Consider the following 13,890-nt stretch of genomic DNA (forward strand, 5'->3'; position numbering starts at 1 on the left):
CTCAGACCTCGAAGCCGAGCCGGCGAGCGGAGCGCTGGCGCTGCCGCGCGGCCCGCAGGCGGCGCAGTCGGCGGACCAGCAGCGGGTCGGCCTCGAGGGCCTCGGGCCGGTCGATGAGCGCGTTGAGGACCTGGTAGTACCGGGTCGAGCTCATGTCGAACTTCTCGCGGACCGCTGTCTCCTTGGCGCCGGCGTACTTCCACCACTGGCGCTCGAACTCCAGGATGTCGCTGTCGCGCTCGCTGAGGCCCGAGGCGACGGGCTCCTCGGCGTCGTGGAGGGGTTTCGCGGTGTCCATGCGATGTCTCCCAGGAAGGGCGGCGGCGAGTGATCTCGCGGTCTACGGCTGCCCACTGTAGTGGCCGAACCACAACGATGTCATTCGACACGGCCGATGCCGTGTCGGTGGGCCCGGGGCCCGGGGCTCCCTAGGGTGGGGCCATGACCGATCCCGTCCGCTGGGGTGTCCTGGCCACCGGCAAGATCGCCCACACCTTCGTCGCGGACCTGGCGCTGGTGCCGGGCGCCGAGCTGGTCGCGGTCGGCTCGCGCAGCCTGGAGTCCGCACGCGCGTTCGTCGCCGAGCACCCCGACGCCACCTCCACCACCACTGGCACGGGCACGGCCACGGCGTACGCCTCCTACGAGGAGCTGGTGGCCGATCCCGCGGTCGAGGTCGTGTACGTCGCGACGCCGCACGCCCTGCACCTGGAGAACGCCCGGATGGCGTTCGAGGCCGGCAAGCACGTGCTGTGCGAGAAGCCGCTGACGCTCTCGGCCGCGGCCGCCGAGGAGATGGTCGCGCTGGCGCGGCGCCACGACCGGTTCCTGATGGAGGCGATGTGGACCGCCTGCCACCCGGTCGTCCGCCAGCTCGCCGAGGACCTGCACGCCGGGCGCTTCGGCACCCCGCGCCAGCTGCAGGCCGAGCTGGGCTTCCGGGTGGACGCGCCCCCGGAGGACCGGCTGATGAACCCCGACCTCGGCGGCGGTGCCCTGCTGGACATGGGGATCTATCCGCTGACCTTCGCCCACCTGATGCTCGGCGAGGCCGAGTCGCTGCGCGCGATCGCCACGCTGGCGCCGTCCGGGATCGACCTGGACGTGGTGATCGCCGGCGCCTACCCGGGTGGGGCGCTGGCGACGATGAACGCCTCGATGTCGTCGTGGTCCTCACGGGCGGCCGCCATCGCCACCGACGAGGGCCGGATCGTGATCTCCGACCAGTTCCACCACCCCGACCGGGCGGTGTTCCTGCCGTACGGCTCCGGCACCAACGACACCGCGGCGCCCGGAGCGGAGGTCGTCGTCACCGGCCGCGAGCCGGTGCTGGGACGCGGCTACGGCAACGAGATCGCCGAGGTCGACCGCTGCGTGCGGGCCGGGCTGCGGGAGAGCCCGCTGGTCCCCCACGAGCAGACGCTGACGATCCTGCGCCAGCTCGACGACCTGCGGCGCCAGGTCGGGGTCGTGTACGCCGGAGACCCCGCCTGAGCGGTCACCCGCCCGCCGCCCGCAGGTACCGCACCACGGCCAGCACCCGCCGGTGGGCTGCATCGTCGCCGGCGAGCAGCCCGAGCTTGGCGAAGATCCGCTGGGTGTGCTTCTCGACCGCGCCGGGGGTGACCACCATCGCGGCGGCGATCGCGGTGTTGGAGCGGCCCTCGGCCATCAGCGCGAGCACCTCCCGCTCGCGCGGGGTGAGCCCGGCGAGCGGGTCGGGACGGCGCGCCATCAGCTGGCGCACCACCAACGGGTCGAGCGCCGTGCCGCCCTGGGCGACGGCGCTCAGACCGGCGAGGAAGTCGTCGAGGTCGCTGACGCGGTCCTTGAGCAGGTAGCCGACCCCGCCCTCGCCGGCGGCCAGCAGCTCCTCGGCGTAGGAGACCTCGACGTACTGCGAGAGCACCATCAGCCGCGCCGCCGGCCACTCCCGGCGTACGTCGACCGCGGCCCGCAGGCCCTCGTCGGTGTGGCTGGGCGGCATCCGCACGTCGACGATCCCGACGTCGGGCCGGTGCTCGCGCATCGCCGCCACGAAGGCCGGCCCGTCGGCCACCGAGGCGACCACGTCGTGGCCGGCCTCGGCGAGCAGCAGCTGCAGGCCCTCGCGCAGCAGGAAGGAGTCGTCGGCGACCACGATCCTCATCCGGCGATCATCCCGCCTCCAGCGGCAGCAGCGCGCGCAGCACCGTCGGCCCGCCGGCCGGGGACTCCACGGCCAGCACCCCGTCGACCCCGACCAGCCGCTGCTGGAGGCCGGCCAGGCCGAGGCCCTTGCCGGGGTGCGCGCCGCCGATCCCGTCGTCCTCCACCCGGATGCCGAGGTCGCCCTCGGTGACGCCGACGTCGACCAGCACCCGGGTCGCGCCGCTGTGCTTGGCGACGTTGGTCAGCGCCTCGCTGACCACGAAGTACGCAGCGGTCTCCACGTGCGGGGGCAGCCCGTCGGGGACGTCGATGCGGGCCTCGACCGGCACCGGGCAGCGGGTGAGCAGCTCCTCCAGCGCGACCCGCAGCCCCCGGTCGACCAGCATCGGCGGTGCGATCCCGCGCGAGAGCGAGCGCAGCTCCTCGACGGTCTCGCGGGCCTGCACCAGCGCGGCGTCCAGGGTCTCGCCGACCTGCTCGGGGTTGCGGTCCAGCTGGCGGCGGGCCCGGCCCAGGTCCATGCTCAGCCGGACCAGCCGCTGCTGCGGGCCGTCGTGGATGTCGCGCTCCAGGCGCCGCAGCGAGGACGCCTCGGCGTCCCGGGCCGCGTCGCGGCCGGTCGCCACCCGGTGTACCTCCGCCTGGAGGTCGGCCCGGCTGGACAGCAGCACCCGGGCGGTCCCGGCGTTCAGCAGCGTCACGGTCCGGACGGCGTACGGCAGGGTCAGCAGGGCCAGGGTGCCGGCGGCCAGGTTGAGCAGGCTCTCGGTCAGTCGCCCCTCCCCGAGCCCGAGCAGCTCGGCCAGGCCGCCGTACTCGCCGTCGGGCAGGAAGCCCTGCCAGGTCCAGTAGGTCAGGCCGGCCAGGCTCACCGCCCACCAGACCAGCGTCACCAGGAACGCCAGCGTGCCGGTCACCAGCCCCACCAGGCACCACCCGACGTCGAGCCAGGACTGCGGGTCGCGCAGCGAGGTCAGCCCGTGCCGCCAGATCCCCGAGCCGCGCGGCGCGCAGAGGTAGCGCGGGGTGGCGGCCGCCCGGCCCAGCATCGTGCGCTGCCGGTGCCGCTCGAGGCGGGCGAACCCGCGCGCCACCTGGGTGGCCAGCGCCAGCAGCAGCACCCCGCCGACCAGGACCGAGAGCCCGACCCCCAGGGCCAGGTTGACCACCGTCAGCACGAAGGCGGGCAGCGCCAGCACGAACGCCGAGATCGCGTAGCCGGACTCCAGCAGCACCCGGCGTACGCCGCGGGGCGGCTCGGCGGTGCCGGACCGGGGGCCGGACCAGGGTCCGGCCGGGGGCGGTGTCGGGGGCGGGGTCGGCGGCGGGGTCGTCACAGGGCTCATCCCCGGGGTCAGCGTGGTCGTCTCGTCCATGGCCACCATGCTTCTCGCGCGGCAGGCCGGGCACGATCCTGCCAGCACCCGGGTCCGGGGTGGGGCCAGCCCGACACTCCCCTGCTCAGCACCCGGGCTGCCGCACGCGGCTAGGCCCCAGCCCCTAGGGTTGAGGCGTGCCGAACAACCTCGTGATCGTCGCCAACCGGCTCCCGGTCGACCGGGTCGAGCAGGCGGACGGCACCCCGGGCTGGCGACTCTCGCCCGGTGGTCTCGTGACCGCCATCGAGCCGGTCATGCGCGCCAACGACGGGGTCTGGCTGGGCTGGCCCGGCGGGACCGACCAGGACCTGGAGCCGTTCGAGCACGACGGCATGAGCCTGGTCCCGATGTCGATGAGCCAGACCGACATCGAGCTCTTCTACGAGGGGTTCAGCAACGGGACCCTGTGGCCGCTTTACCACGACCTCGTCGCCAAGCCGGAGTTCCACCGGGAGTGGTGGGACGCCTACGTCTCGGTCAACCGGCGCTTCGCCGAGAAGGCCGCCGACAACGCCGCCGAGGGCGCGACGGTCTGGGTCCACGACTACCAGCTGCAGCTGGTGCCGCAGATGCTGCGCGAGATCCGCCCCGACCTGCGCATCGGCTTCTACCTGCACATCCCGTTCCCGCCCGGCGAGCTGTTCCAGCAGCTCCCGTGGCGACGCCAGCTGCTCGAGGGGCTGCTCGGCGCGGACCTGGTCGGCTTCCAGGGCCACGGCGCGGCCGGCAACTTCGTGCGCCTGGTCCGCCAGCGGGTCGGCCACAAGACGCACAAGGACCTGGTCTACCTGCCCGACGGGCGCACCGTGCGCGCCGCGGCGTTCCCGATCTCCATCGACTCCCAGGGCTTCGAGGACCTCGCCACCTCCGAGCCGGTCGCGGCGCGGGCCAAGGAGATCCGCGAGGCGCTCGGGAGCCCCACCAAGGTGTTCCTGGGCATCGACCGGCTCGACTACACCAAGGGCATCTACGCCCGGCTGCGCGCGTTCAGCGAGCTGATCGCCGACGGCCACCTCGACGTCGAGGACGCGGTGTTCGTCCAGGTCGCGGTGCCCTCGCGCGAGCAGGTCGAGCAGTACCGGATCCTGCGTGACGACATCGACCGGCTGGTCGGCCGGATCAACGGCGACCTGGGCCGGATCGGCCGGCCCGCGATCAGCTACCTGCACTCCTCCTACCCGCGCGAGGAGATGGCAGCGCTCTACCGCAGCGCCGACATCATGGTCGTCACGCCCTACCGCGACGGCATGAACCTGGTCGCCAAGGAGTACGTCGCCTGCCGCACCGACAACACCGGGGCCCTGGTGCTCTCGGAGTTCGCCGGCGCCGCGGAGGAGCTGCGCCAGGCCTGGCTGGTCAACCCCTACGACATCAACGGCATGAAGTCAGCGCTCCTCGAGGCCTACCGGGCCGAGCCCAAGGAGACGACGCGCCGGATGAAGGCGATGCGGCGCACCGTCACCCAGAACGACGTCGCCGCCTGGGCGGACAGCTTCATGACCGAGCTGGCCGACGTCCGCTCCTCCCACGGCAAGGCCGTCCGCCCCGCCAAGCGCTCCTAGGCGGCGCCGCCCCGGGCCGGGATCTCGACACGGCCTCGCCCAGCGGCTCGGCCGGCTCGATCACCGGGGCGGTGGTCGAGCCGGGAGCGCAGCGACCGTGTCGAGACCGCCTCAGGCGGGGCCGCTGGAGGTGTGCGGGGCGTCCTCGCTGCCGGGCAGCTCGTCGGCCATCAGCGCCGCGACCTGCGCGCGCAGGAGCGGGCCCGGCTGCCCCCAGCCCTCGGCGTACCCGTACATCTCCCGCAGCGGGGTCCGGCGACAGGTGCCGTCGAGGATGTCGACGTCGTCGGGGGTGATCAGTGACGGGTGCGCGACCCCGAGGGCCTCGGAGACCTTGAGCAGGTCGCGGCGCAGCGAGGTGAGGTAGTTCGCGGCCCGCACCGACTTCAGCTCCGGGTCCAGCCCGCGCGCCAGCCGCCGGTCCTGGGTCGCCACGCCGGTGGGGCAGCGGTCGGTGTGGCACTTCTGCGCCTGGATGCAGCCCACCGACAGCATCGCCTCCCGGCCCACGTTGACCATGTCCACGCCGAGGGCGAACGCGACCAGGGCGTTCTCGGGAAGACCCAGCTTGCCGGCGCCGATGAACATCACGTCGTCGGCGAGCCCGGCCTCGGCGAACCGCTTGTAGACCTCGCTGAAGCCGATCCGGAACGGATAGGCGACCGAGTCGGCGAAGACCAGCGGAGCGGCGCCGGTGCCGCCCTCGCCGCCGTCGATGTTGACGAAGTCCACCCCGCGCTCGCCGGTGGCCATGTGCTCGACCAGCTCGTCCCAGAAGTCGAAGTTGCCGACCGCGGACTTGATCCCGACCGGCAGGCCGGTCTCGTCGGCGAGCATCTCGGCGAAGTCGAGCAGCGAGTCCACGTCGTGGAAGGCCTGGTGCCGGCTCGGTGAGGCGCAGTCCTCCCCCGCCGTGATCCCGCGGATCTCGGCGATCTCCGCGCTCACCTTCGCGCCCGGCAGCATCCCGCCCAGGCCGGGCTTCGCGCCCTGGGAGAGCTTGATCTCCAGGGCCCGGACCGGGGCGGTGGCGATCAGCCCCTTGAGCCGCTCCACGTCGAAGCGACCCTGCTCGTCGCGGCAGCCGAAGTATGCAGTCCCGATCTGGAAGATCAGCTCTCCGCCGTGGCGGTGGTACGGCGAGAGCCCGCCCTCGCCGGTGTTCTGCAGGCAGCCGGCGATCGCCGCGCCGCGGTTGAGCGCCTCGATCGCGGTGTGCGAGAGCGAGCCGAAGCTCATCGCGGAGATGTTGACGACCGAGCCGGGCCGGAACGCCTTGCGCCGGCCGCGGGCCGCGCCCAGCACCTTCGCGGCGGGCACCTGCACGGCCTCCTCGGTGTGCCGGTGCGTCGCGGCGCCCGGACCGGTGAACGTCCGGTGCTTGAGCACCGGGTAGCCGGCCGCGTTCTCGATGTCGTTGTCGGTGCCGAAGCCGAAGTAGGAGTTCTCGAGCTTGGAGGAGGCGTAGACCCAGCGCCGCTGGTCGCGGCTGAACGGCCGCTCCTCGTCGTTGGAGGTCACGATGTACTGGCGCAGCTCCGGGCCGAAGCGCTCCAGCTGGAAGCGCAGGTGGCCGACCAGCGGGTAGTTGCGCAGGATCGCGTGCTTGCGCTGGAGGAGGTCGTACACGGTGACCGCACCGAGGGCGGCGGCCCCGCTGGCGGCAGCTCGGGTCAGCTTCATTCCCCGTGGTACCCCGAACGCGGGGTACGTTTCCAGGCATGGACCTGCTGCCCTCGCCAGTCCAGGTCGTCGCCGCGGCCGGGAACGTCGCCTCGCTGCTGCTCAACCAGGGCCTGGCCGACCTGCGCCCGGCCTCGCACGACGTGATCGGCTCCGGCGACGGGCACCGGGTGCTGCGGTTCCGGCCTGAGGACGGCGTGCCCGCGCCCGGCCCGGGCGACCCGGTGCTGCTGGTCCCGCCGGTGGCGCTGCCGTGGACCTGCTACGACCTGCGCCGCGGCTGCTCGCTGGTCGAGCGGCTGGTCGACACCGGCCGCCCGACGTACGCCGTGGACCTGCCGGAGGTCTCCTTCCGCGAGCGGGACCTCGACCTGGCGCCGTGGCTGGCCGCGACCGTCGCGGCGGTCCGCACCGTCGCCGACGACGCCGGCGGCCGGCCCGTGCACCTGGTCGGCTGGAGCCTGGGCGGCACCCTCGCGCTGCTGGCCGCCGCCTCCGGGCCGGACCTGCCGCTGGCCTCGCTGAGCCTGCTGGCCACCCCCACCGACACCGCCGAGGTCCCGATGGTGGCCCCGCTACGGCCGCTGCCGCTGCACCCGCTGCTGCGCCGGACCACCGACCTGCTGCCGCTGGGCGGGCTGCTGGCCGGCCCGCTGTCGGTCGCGACCCACCTCGACGACCGCGAGTACCTCGCCCAGGTCGAGGCCGTCGCCCGCCTCGGCGAGCAGGCCGCGTCGTACCGCGGGCGCGCCTGGGGGCAGCTGCACCACCGGTTCCTGCCCGGCAACGCCCTGGCCAGCGGCACCCTCAAGGTCGGCCGGCGCCGGGTCGCGCTGGCCAAGGTCCGGGTGCCGGTGCTGGTCCTCGCCGGCGCCGAGGACGGCATCGCTCCCGTCGCGGCGGTCCGGGCCGTGCTGCCGCACCTGACCGGCTCCCCCGAGGCCCGGCTGGAGATCGTGCCCGGCGGCCACCTCGGGATGCTCACCGGCCGCGGCGCCCGGGACGGCACCTGGCCGGTCCTGGAGGAGTGGTTCCAGACCGCTCCGGAGCCCGCCTCGGCCCCGAGGAAACGCGCCCCGCGGACCTGACCCCGGCCGCTACCCTGCGGCCATGCCGACGACCACCGAGCACCCCGGCGGTCCACCTCCGGGGCAGGTGCTGCCCCGCTCGGTCCGCCTCGGCTACGGATCGGGCTCGGTCGCCACCGGGGCGTTCGGCACCGTCCCCGGCCTGATGCTGCTGCCCTACCTCACCGACGAGATCGGGCTGGCGGCGATCGTGGCCGGCGTCATCGTCTTCCTGCCCAAGGCCTGGGACGTGGTGCTGAACCCGATCGCGGGCCGGATCAGCGACCGCACCACCGACCCGCGCGGTCCCCGGCGCCCCTGGCTGCTGCGGGCCGGGCTGGCCCTGGCGGTGGCGTTCGCGCTGCTGTTCGCCGCCCCCGACCTGCCCACCGGCCTCGCCGCCGCCTGGGTGCTGGTGCTGTTCCTGGCCTGCGCCTCGGCGTACGCGTTCTTCCAGGTCCCCTACGTCTCGATGCCGGCCGAGATGACGCCGTCCTACGACGAGCGCACCCGGCTGATGACCTGGCGGGTCGCGATCCTGGCGCTGACCATCCTGCTCGCCGGGGCCACCGCCCCGGCGATCCGGGACGCCGTCGGCGGCCGCGACGGCTACCGGCTGATGGGGGTCGCGATGGCGCTGCTCATCGCGGTGGGCGTGGTGGCGGCCTACCGCGGCACCCGGCACGCGCCGATCGGGGCCGTGCAGCCGGGCGCCGGGACCCTGCGCGACCAGCTGCGGATCGTGGCCGGGGCGCGGGACTTCCGGCTGCTGCTGACCGCCTTCGTGGTGCAGGCCCTCGCCGTGGGCTGCATCCTCGCGGGCGTGGACTACCTCGCCGAGGACGTCCTCGACAGCACCGGCGCGGTCCCGGTCCTCTTCGCCTGCTTCGTCGCCCCGGCACTGCTGCTCACGCCGGTCTGGTCGGCGGTCGGGCAGCGGGTCGGCAAGAAGCGCGGATACGTCGCGGCCTCGCTGTTCCTGGTCGCGGGCTCGCTGCTGTGCGTGCTGGCCGACCGCGCGCCCGCCGGGGTGCTCTTCGCCGCCGTCGCGCTCAGCGGGATCGGGTACGCCGGGGCGCAGGTCTTCCCGCTGGCGATGATGCCGGACGCGGCGGCGGTCGACGCGCGGCGTACCGGCAGCAACCGGGTCGGGGTCTACACCGGTGTCTGGACCGCCGGGGAGACCTTCGGGCTGGCCCTCGGCCCGGCCGTCTTCGCGCTGGTCCTCCAGCTCGGCGGCTACCGCTCCGGCAGCGGCGTGGCCCAGCCGGACTCGGCGCTCACCGCGATCGTCCTGGGCTTCTCGCTGCTGCCTGCGGTGCTGGTCGCGGCCAGCCTGGTCTGGCTGGGCCGCTACTCCCTGGACGCGTCTAGGGTCGAGCCATGAGCGACCCCGACGCCCCGGACGTGCTGGCCCGGCTCCGGGACCTGCAGGCCGCCGACCTGCCGGTGCACGGCGGGCGCACGCTGGCCTACGTCTACGACTCCGGGCTCGCCGAGGTGGACCGGATCGGCCGCGAGGCGGTCGCGGCGTACGCCGGGTCCAACGGCCTGGACCCCACGGCGTTCCCGAGCCTGCTGCAGATGGAGAACGAGCTGGTCGGCTTCGCGGCCGGGCTGCTCACCCCGTCCGGCACGGCCCCGGACACGGTCGTCGGCACGGTGACCAGCGGCGGCACCGAGTCGGTGCTGCTCGCCGTCCAGACCGCCCGCGACAGCCGGCCGGACCTGGCGCGCCCGAACGTCGTCATGCCGGCGACCGCGCACGCGGCGTTCCACAAGGCCGCGCACTACTTCGGCGTCGAGGCGCGCGTCGTCCCGGTCGGCGCCGACTTCCGCGCCGACCCCGCCGCGACCGCCGCCGCGCTCGACGACAGCACGGTCCTGGTCGTGGCCAGCGCCCCGTCGTACGCCCACGGGGTCGTCGACCCGGTCGAGGAACTGGCGGCCCTCGCGGCCGCGCGCGGGATCCGCTGCCACGTGGACGCCTGCATCGGCGGCTGGGTGCTGCCGTACGCCGCGCGGCTCGGGCGCGCCGTCCGGCCCTGGACCTTCGCGGTGCCGGGTGTCACCTCGATCTCGGTGGACCTGCACAAGTACGGCTACGCCCCGAAGGGCACCTCGCTGCTGCTGCACCGCACGCCGGAGCTGCGGCGGCCCCAGTTCTTCGCCTCGGCGGCCTGGCCCGGCTACACGATGCTCAACGCCACCATGCAGTCCACGAAGTCGGGCGGCCCGCTGGCCGGCGCCTGGGCGGTGGTGCAGACGCTCGGCGACGCGGGCTACGAGAAGCTCGCCGCTGACGTCTTCGCCGCCGTCGACCGGATCGTCGAGGGCGTCGCCGGGATCGAGCACCTCGGGCTCGCGGCCGTCCCGGACTCCACGCTGGTCGCGGTGACCACCGACGACGCCTGCGACGTGTTCACGATCTGCGACGAGATGCTCGAGCGCGGCTGGTACGTCCAGCCGCAGATGGCCTACGCCGGCGGCCCGAGCACCGTGCACCTCTCGGTCAGCGCCGCCACCCTGGCCTCGGTCGAGGAGCTCCTGGCCGCGCTCGCCGAGTCCGTGGCCGCCGCCGTCGCGGCCGGTCCGGTGCGCGTCGACAGCGGCATCGCGGACTTCCTGCGCGCGCTCGACCCGGCCACGCTGAGCGCCGCCGACTTCGACGGCCTGCTCGCGGCGGCGGGGCTGGGCTCGTCCGGGGACGGCGGCGCGCTCGCCCTGCCGCGCCGGATGGCGGAGGTCAACGCGCTGCTCGAGGTCGCGGCGCCGGACCTGCGCGAGGCGCTGATGGTGACCTTCCTGGACCGGCTCTCGCGGCCGGCGTACCCCTCCGCGCCGCGGTGACCCCGGATCCCGTGACGACCCCTGGCGGGCTGGCCGGGCTGGCCGGGCTGGTGGACCGCGGCCTGATGGCGCCGGACTGGGCGGCGGCGCTGGCGCCGGTCGACGACCGGGTGGTGGCCATGGGCGACTTCCTGCGCGCCGAGCTCGCCGCCGGACGGCCGTACCTGCCGAGCGGCGAGCACGTGTTCCGGGCGTTCCGCGCGCCGCTGGCCGACGTCCGGGTGCTGATCGTGGGCCAGGACCCCTATCCCACCCCCGGGCACCCGATCGGGCTGAGCTTCGCCGTCGACCCGGACGTGCGGCCGGTCCCGCGCAGCCTGGCCAACATCTACCGCGAGCTCGGCACCGACCTGGGCCTGACCATGCCCGCGCACGGCGACCTGTCGGCCTGGACCGGGCGCGGGGTGATGCTGCTCAACCGGGTGCTCACCGTCCGGCCCGGCGAGTCCGCCTCGCACCGGCGTCAGGGCTGGGAGCAGATCACCGAGCACGCGATCCGCGCGCTCGCCGCCCGGGGCGGGCCGCTGGCCGCGATCCTGTGGGGCCGCGACGCCCAGGGGCTGGTGCCGATGCTCGGCAGCACGCCGTACGTCGCCTCCGCTCACCCCTCCCCGCTCTCCGCGTCCCGCGGGTTCTTCGGCTCCCGCCCGTTCAGCCGGGTCAACCAGCTGCTGGTCGAGCAGGGTGGGGAGCCGGTGGACTGGTCGCTGCCGGGGTGAGGTGGGGCGTCGCCGCAGTGTGGGCCGCGGTGCCGACCGCCGGTCAAGTTGAATGATCAACTACTCTGGGTGCATGACCTCCCCCGCGGACCCGATGCCCGCCCTGTACGTCGGGCACGGTGCGCCGCCGCTGCTCGACGACCCGGTGTGGTCCGGGCAGCTGGCCGCGTGGGCGGCGGACCTGCCGCGCCCGACGGCCATCCTGATCGTCAGTGCGCACTGGGAGTCGGCGCCGTTGAGCCTGAGCGCCAACCGGGCGCCGCTGGTCTACGACTTCGGCGGCTTCGACCCGAGGTACTACCGGATGACCTACGAGACCCCGGACTCGACAGCGCTCGCCCAGCGGATCGCGGCGATGATGCCGGACACCGAGCCGGTCCACCAGCACACCCGCCGCGGTCTCGACCATGGCGCCTGGGTGCCGCTGAAGCTGATGTTCCCCGCCGGCGATATCCCGGTCCTGCAGATGTCACTGCCGACCCACGACCCCGAGAAGCTGCTCGAGCTCGGTCGGCGGCTGCGCCCGCTGCGCGACGAGGGCGTGCTGATCGTGGGCTCGGGCTTCCTCACCCACGGCCTGCCGTTCCTCACCGAGTTCCGCATCGACGCGGCCGCCCCCGGCTGGTCGCGGGAGTTCGACGCCTGGGCCGGGGAGGCGATGGCCCGCGGGGACGTCGACGAGCTCGTGGCCTACCGCGACCGGGCCCCCGGCATGCCCTACGCCCACCCGACCGTCGAGCACTACTCGCCGCTGTTCGTCACGCTCGGCGCGGCCACCAGCGCCGACCAGCCGGGGCTCCAGGTCGTCGACGGGTTCTGGATGGGCCTGTCCAAGCGCAGCCTCCAGGTGGCCTGAGCCCGGAAGGCTCGAGCGGCTCCTGGTCCCGAGCCGCGACACTCGGTTGCCGACGGAGGTCGCGAGCGGGAGGATCAGCCCGTGCAGATCCTCTCCATCCAGTCCTCGGTCGCCTACGGTCACGTCGGCAACTCCGCCGCAGTCTTCCCGCTCCAGCGCCTGGGCCACGAGGTCTGGGCGGTCAACACCGTGCACTTCTCCAACCACACCGGGTACGGCGCCTGGCGCGGGCCGCTGCTGCCCGCCGCCGACGTGCGCGACGTGATCACCGGCGTCGAGGAGCGCGGCGTGCTGCCGTCGGTCGACGCGGTGCTCTCCGGCTACCAGGGCGGGGAGGACATCGGCGAGGTGATCATCGACGCCGTGGCCCGCGTGAAGGCTGCCAACCCGCGCGCGACGTACACCTGCGACCCGGTGATGGGCAACGCCCGGTCGGGCTGCTTCGTGAACCCGGCCATCCCGGTGCTGCTGCGCGAGCGGGTGGTCCCGGTCGCCGACATCATCACCCCGAACCAGTTCGAGCTGGGCTACCTCACCGACACCGACCCGCACACGCTCGAGGAGATCCTCGCCTCCGCCGACGCCGCCCGCGCGATGGGCCCGGGCACGATCCTGGTCACCAGCGTCGAGCGCGCGGACCGGCCCGAGGGCACCATCGAGATGATGGCGGTCACCGGCGAGGGCGCCTGGCTGGTCCAGACGCCGTACCTCCCGATGAAGGCCAACGGCTCCGGCGACGTCACCTCCGCACTGTTCACCGCCCACCTGCACAGCACCGGCGACCCCGCCGTCGCGCTCGCGCGCACGGCCTCGTCGGTCTTCTCGGTGCTGCGCACCACCCTGGACAGCGGCGAGCGGGAGCTGCAGATCATCGCCGCCCAGGACGCCATCGCCTCCCCGGCCGAGGAGTTCGAGGTACGCCGGGTCCGCTGAGGCGGACCCGCGATGGAGCGCAGGGAGCCGGTGACAGGAGTCGAACCCGCGACATCCTCTTTACAAGAGAGGCGCTCTACCAACTGAGCTACACCGGCACGGCCCCGAAGGGCCGCGCACATGGTAGTTGGCCGCGAGCGGCCGCTGCGCGGGAGACCACACCGGAGGCCGCCAGCCGGGACGCGCCGGGGAACAGACTTGAAGCGGACTTGAGCAACGGCCAGGCTGGCGGCATGTCCCTGCTCAGCATCGGAGCGGTCGCCGAGCGCGCCGGCGTGGCGCCCTCGGCGATCCGGTTCTACGAGGCCCGCGGGCTGATCTCCTCGGTCCGGACCACCGGCAACCAGCGTCGCTACGAGCAGGAGGTGCTGCGCCGCCTGGGGTTCATCCGGAGCGCCCAGCGGGTCGGCCTGAGCCTGGAGGAGATCGCCGCGGCCCTGGCCACGCTCCCGGACGGGCGGACCCCGACCAAGTCCGACTGGCACCGGCTGAGCAGGTCCTGGCGCCCGCGCCTGGACGAGCAGATCCGGCGCATCGAGCTGCTGCGCGACCGGCTGGACGGCTGCATCGGCTGCGGCTGCCTGAGCCTGAGGAGCTGCGCCCTGAGCAACCCGGGCGACGTCGCCGCCGAGCACGGGAGCGGAGCCGTGCTCCTCGAGCCGCCCCCAGCCCCATGACACCAGCCCCATG

The 13,890-nt window shown here is 74.1% G+C and carries 13 protein-coding genes and 1 tRNA gene; 9 read left to right on the forward strand and 5 right to left on the reverse strand.

Going from position 1 to position 13,890, the window contains the following annotated elements; all coding sequences use genetic code 11:
• Position 1: 1 nt before the first annotated feature.
• Entirely contained in the window at positions 2-298 is a 297-nt protein-coding gene (locus EBO35_RS16715; protein WP_122818730.1) for a DUF3263 domain-containing protein, read from the reverse strand.
• A gap of 143 nt (positions 299-441) precedes the next feature.
• Here EBO35_RS16715 and EBO35_RS16720 point away from each other — a divergent pair, with 143 nt between their 5' ends.
• Entirely contained in the window at positions 442-1,494 is a 1,053-nt protein-coding gene (locus tag EBO35_RS16720) for a Gfo/Idh/MocA family protein (RefSeq protein ID WP_122818731.1), read from the forward strand.
• 4 nt (positions 1,495-1,498) lie between these two features.
• Here the strand turns inward: EBO35_RS16720 and EBO35_RS16725 are convergent, their stop codons facing one another.
• The gene (locus tag EBO35_RS16725) at positions 1,499-2,149 is read right to left on the reverse strand and encodes a response regulator (RefSeq protein WP_122818732.1); all 651 of its coding nucleotides are present in this window, start codon (positions 2,147-2,149) and stop codon (positions 1,499-1,501) included.
• A 7-nt stretch (positions 2,150-2,156) separates the two neighbouring features.
• A complete protein-coding gene (locus tag EBO35_RS16730; protein ID WP_127479691.1) occupies positions 2,157-3,527 on the reverse strand; it encodes a sensor histidine kinase in 1,371 nt (456 codons plus the stop codon).
• A gap of 137 nt (positions 3,528-3,664) precedes the next feature.
• Here EBO35_RS16730 and EBO35_RS16735 point away from each other — a divergent pair, with 137 nt between their 5' ends.
• On the forward strand, positions 3,665-5,092 hold the full coding sequence (locus tag EBO35_RS16735; RefSeq protein ID WP_122818734.1) for an alpha,alpha-trehalose-phosphate synthase (UDP-forming): 1,428 nt from the start codon (positions 3,665-3,667) through the stop codon (positions 5,090-5,092).
• A gap of 111 nt (positions 5,093-5,203) precedes the next feature.
• Here the strand turns inward: EBO35_RS16735 and EBO35_RS16740 are convergent, their stop codons facing one another.
• A complete protein-coding gene (locus EBO35_RS16740; RefSeq protein ID WP_122818735.1) occupies positions 5,204-6,775 on the reverse strand; it encodes an FMN-binding glutamate synthase family protein in 1,572 nt (523 codons plus the stop codon).
• 38 nt (positions 6,776-6,813) lie between these two features.
• Between EBO35_RS16740 and EBO35_RS16745 the strand changes: the two genes are divergently transcribed.
• The 6 genes from EBO35_RS16745 (at position 6,814) to pdxY (ending at position 13,200) form a co-directional block, all read left to right on the forward strand.
• Positions 6,814-7,863 carry an alpha/beta fold hydrolase gene (locus EBO35_RS16745; protein WP_122818736.1) on the forward strand — a complete coding sequence of 350 codons (1,050 nt, stop codon included), beginning with the start codon at positions 6,814-6,816 and terminating at the stop codon, positions 7,861-7,863.
• 22 nt (positions 7,864-7,885) lie between these two features.
• Positions 7,886-9,229: an MFS transporter gene (locus EBO35_RS16750; RefSeq protein WP_122818737.1), complete on the forward strand. Its 1,344-nt coding sequence runs from the start codon at positions 7,886-7,888 to the stop codon at positions 9,227-9,229.
• Positions 9,226-10,692, forward strand: a complete 1,467-nt coding sequence (locus EBO35_RS16755) for a pyridoxal phosphate-dependent decarboxylase family protein (RefSeq protein WP_122818738.1) — start codon at positions 9,226-9,228, stop codon at positions 10,690-10,692. The genes EBO35_RS16750 and EBO35_RS16755 overlap by 4 nt, the downstream gene beginning before the upstream one ends.
• 65 nt (positions 10,693-10,757) lie before the next feature.
• Positions 10,758-11,411 (forward strand): uracil-DNA glycosylase, encoded by a 654-nt coding sequence (locus EBO35_RS16760; protein ID WP_122819879.1) that lies wholly within the window; start codon positions 10,758-10,760, stop codon positions 11,409-11,411.
• A 73-nt stretch (positions 11,412-11,484) separates the two neighbouring features.
• The gene (locus tag EBO35_RS16765; protein WP_241153743.1) at positions 11,485-12,267 is read left to right on the forward strand and encodes a dioxygenase family protein; all 783 of its coding nucleotides are present in this window, start codon (positions 11,485-11,487) and stop codon (positions 12,265-12,267) included.
• 81 nt (positions 12,268-12,348) lie between these two features.
• Positions 12,349-13,200: a pyridoxal kinase PdxY gene (gene pdxY, locus EBO35_RS16770; RefSeq protein WP_122818739.1), complete on the forward strand. Its 852-nt coding sequence runs from the start codon at positions 12,349-12,351 to the stop codon at positions 13,198-13,200.
• Between the two features lie 25 nt (positions 13,201-13,225).
• Here the strand turns inward: pdxY and EBO35_RS16775 are convergent.
• Positions 13,226-13,298: transfer RNA gene (locus EBO35_RS16775), tRNA-Thr, on the reverse strand.
• A 135-nt stretch (positions 13,299-13,433) separates the two neighbouring features.
• Between EBO35_RS16775 and soxR the strand changes: the two genes are divergently transcribed.
• Entirely contained in the window at positions 13,434-13,877 is a 444-nt protein-coding gene (soxR, locus tag EBO35_RS16780) for a redox-sensitive transcriptional activator SoxR (protein ID WP_122818740.1), read from the forward strand.
• Positions 13,878-13,890: the final 13 nt, after the last annotated feature.

It is taken from the genome of Nocardioides pantholopis (assembly GCF_003710085.1).
Lineage (GTDB): Bacteria > Actinomycetota > Actinomycetes > Propionibacteriales > Nocardioidaceae > Nocardioides > Nocardioides pantholopis.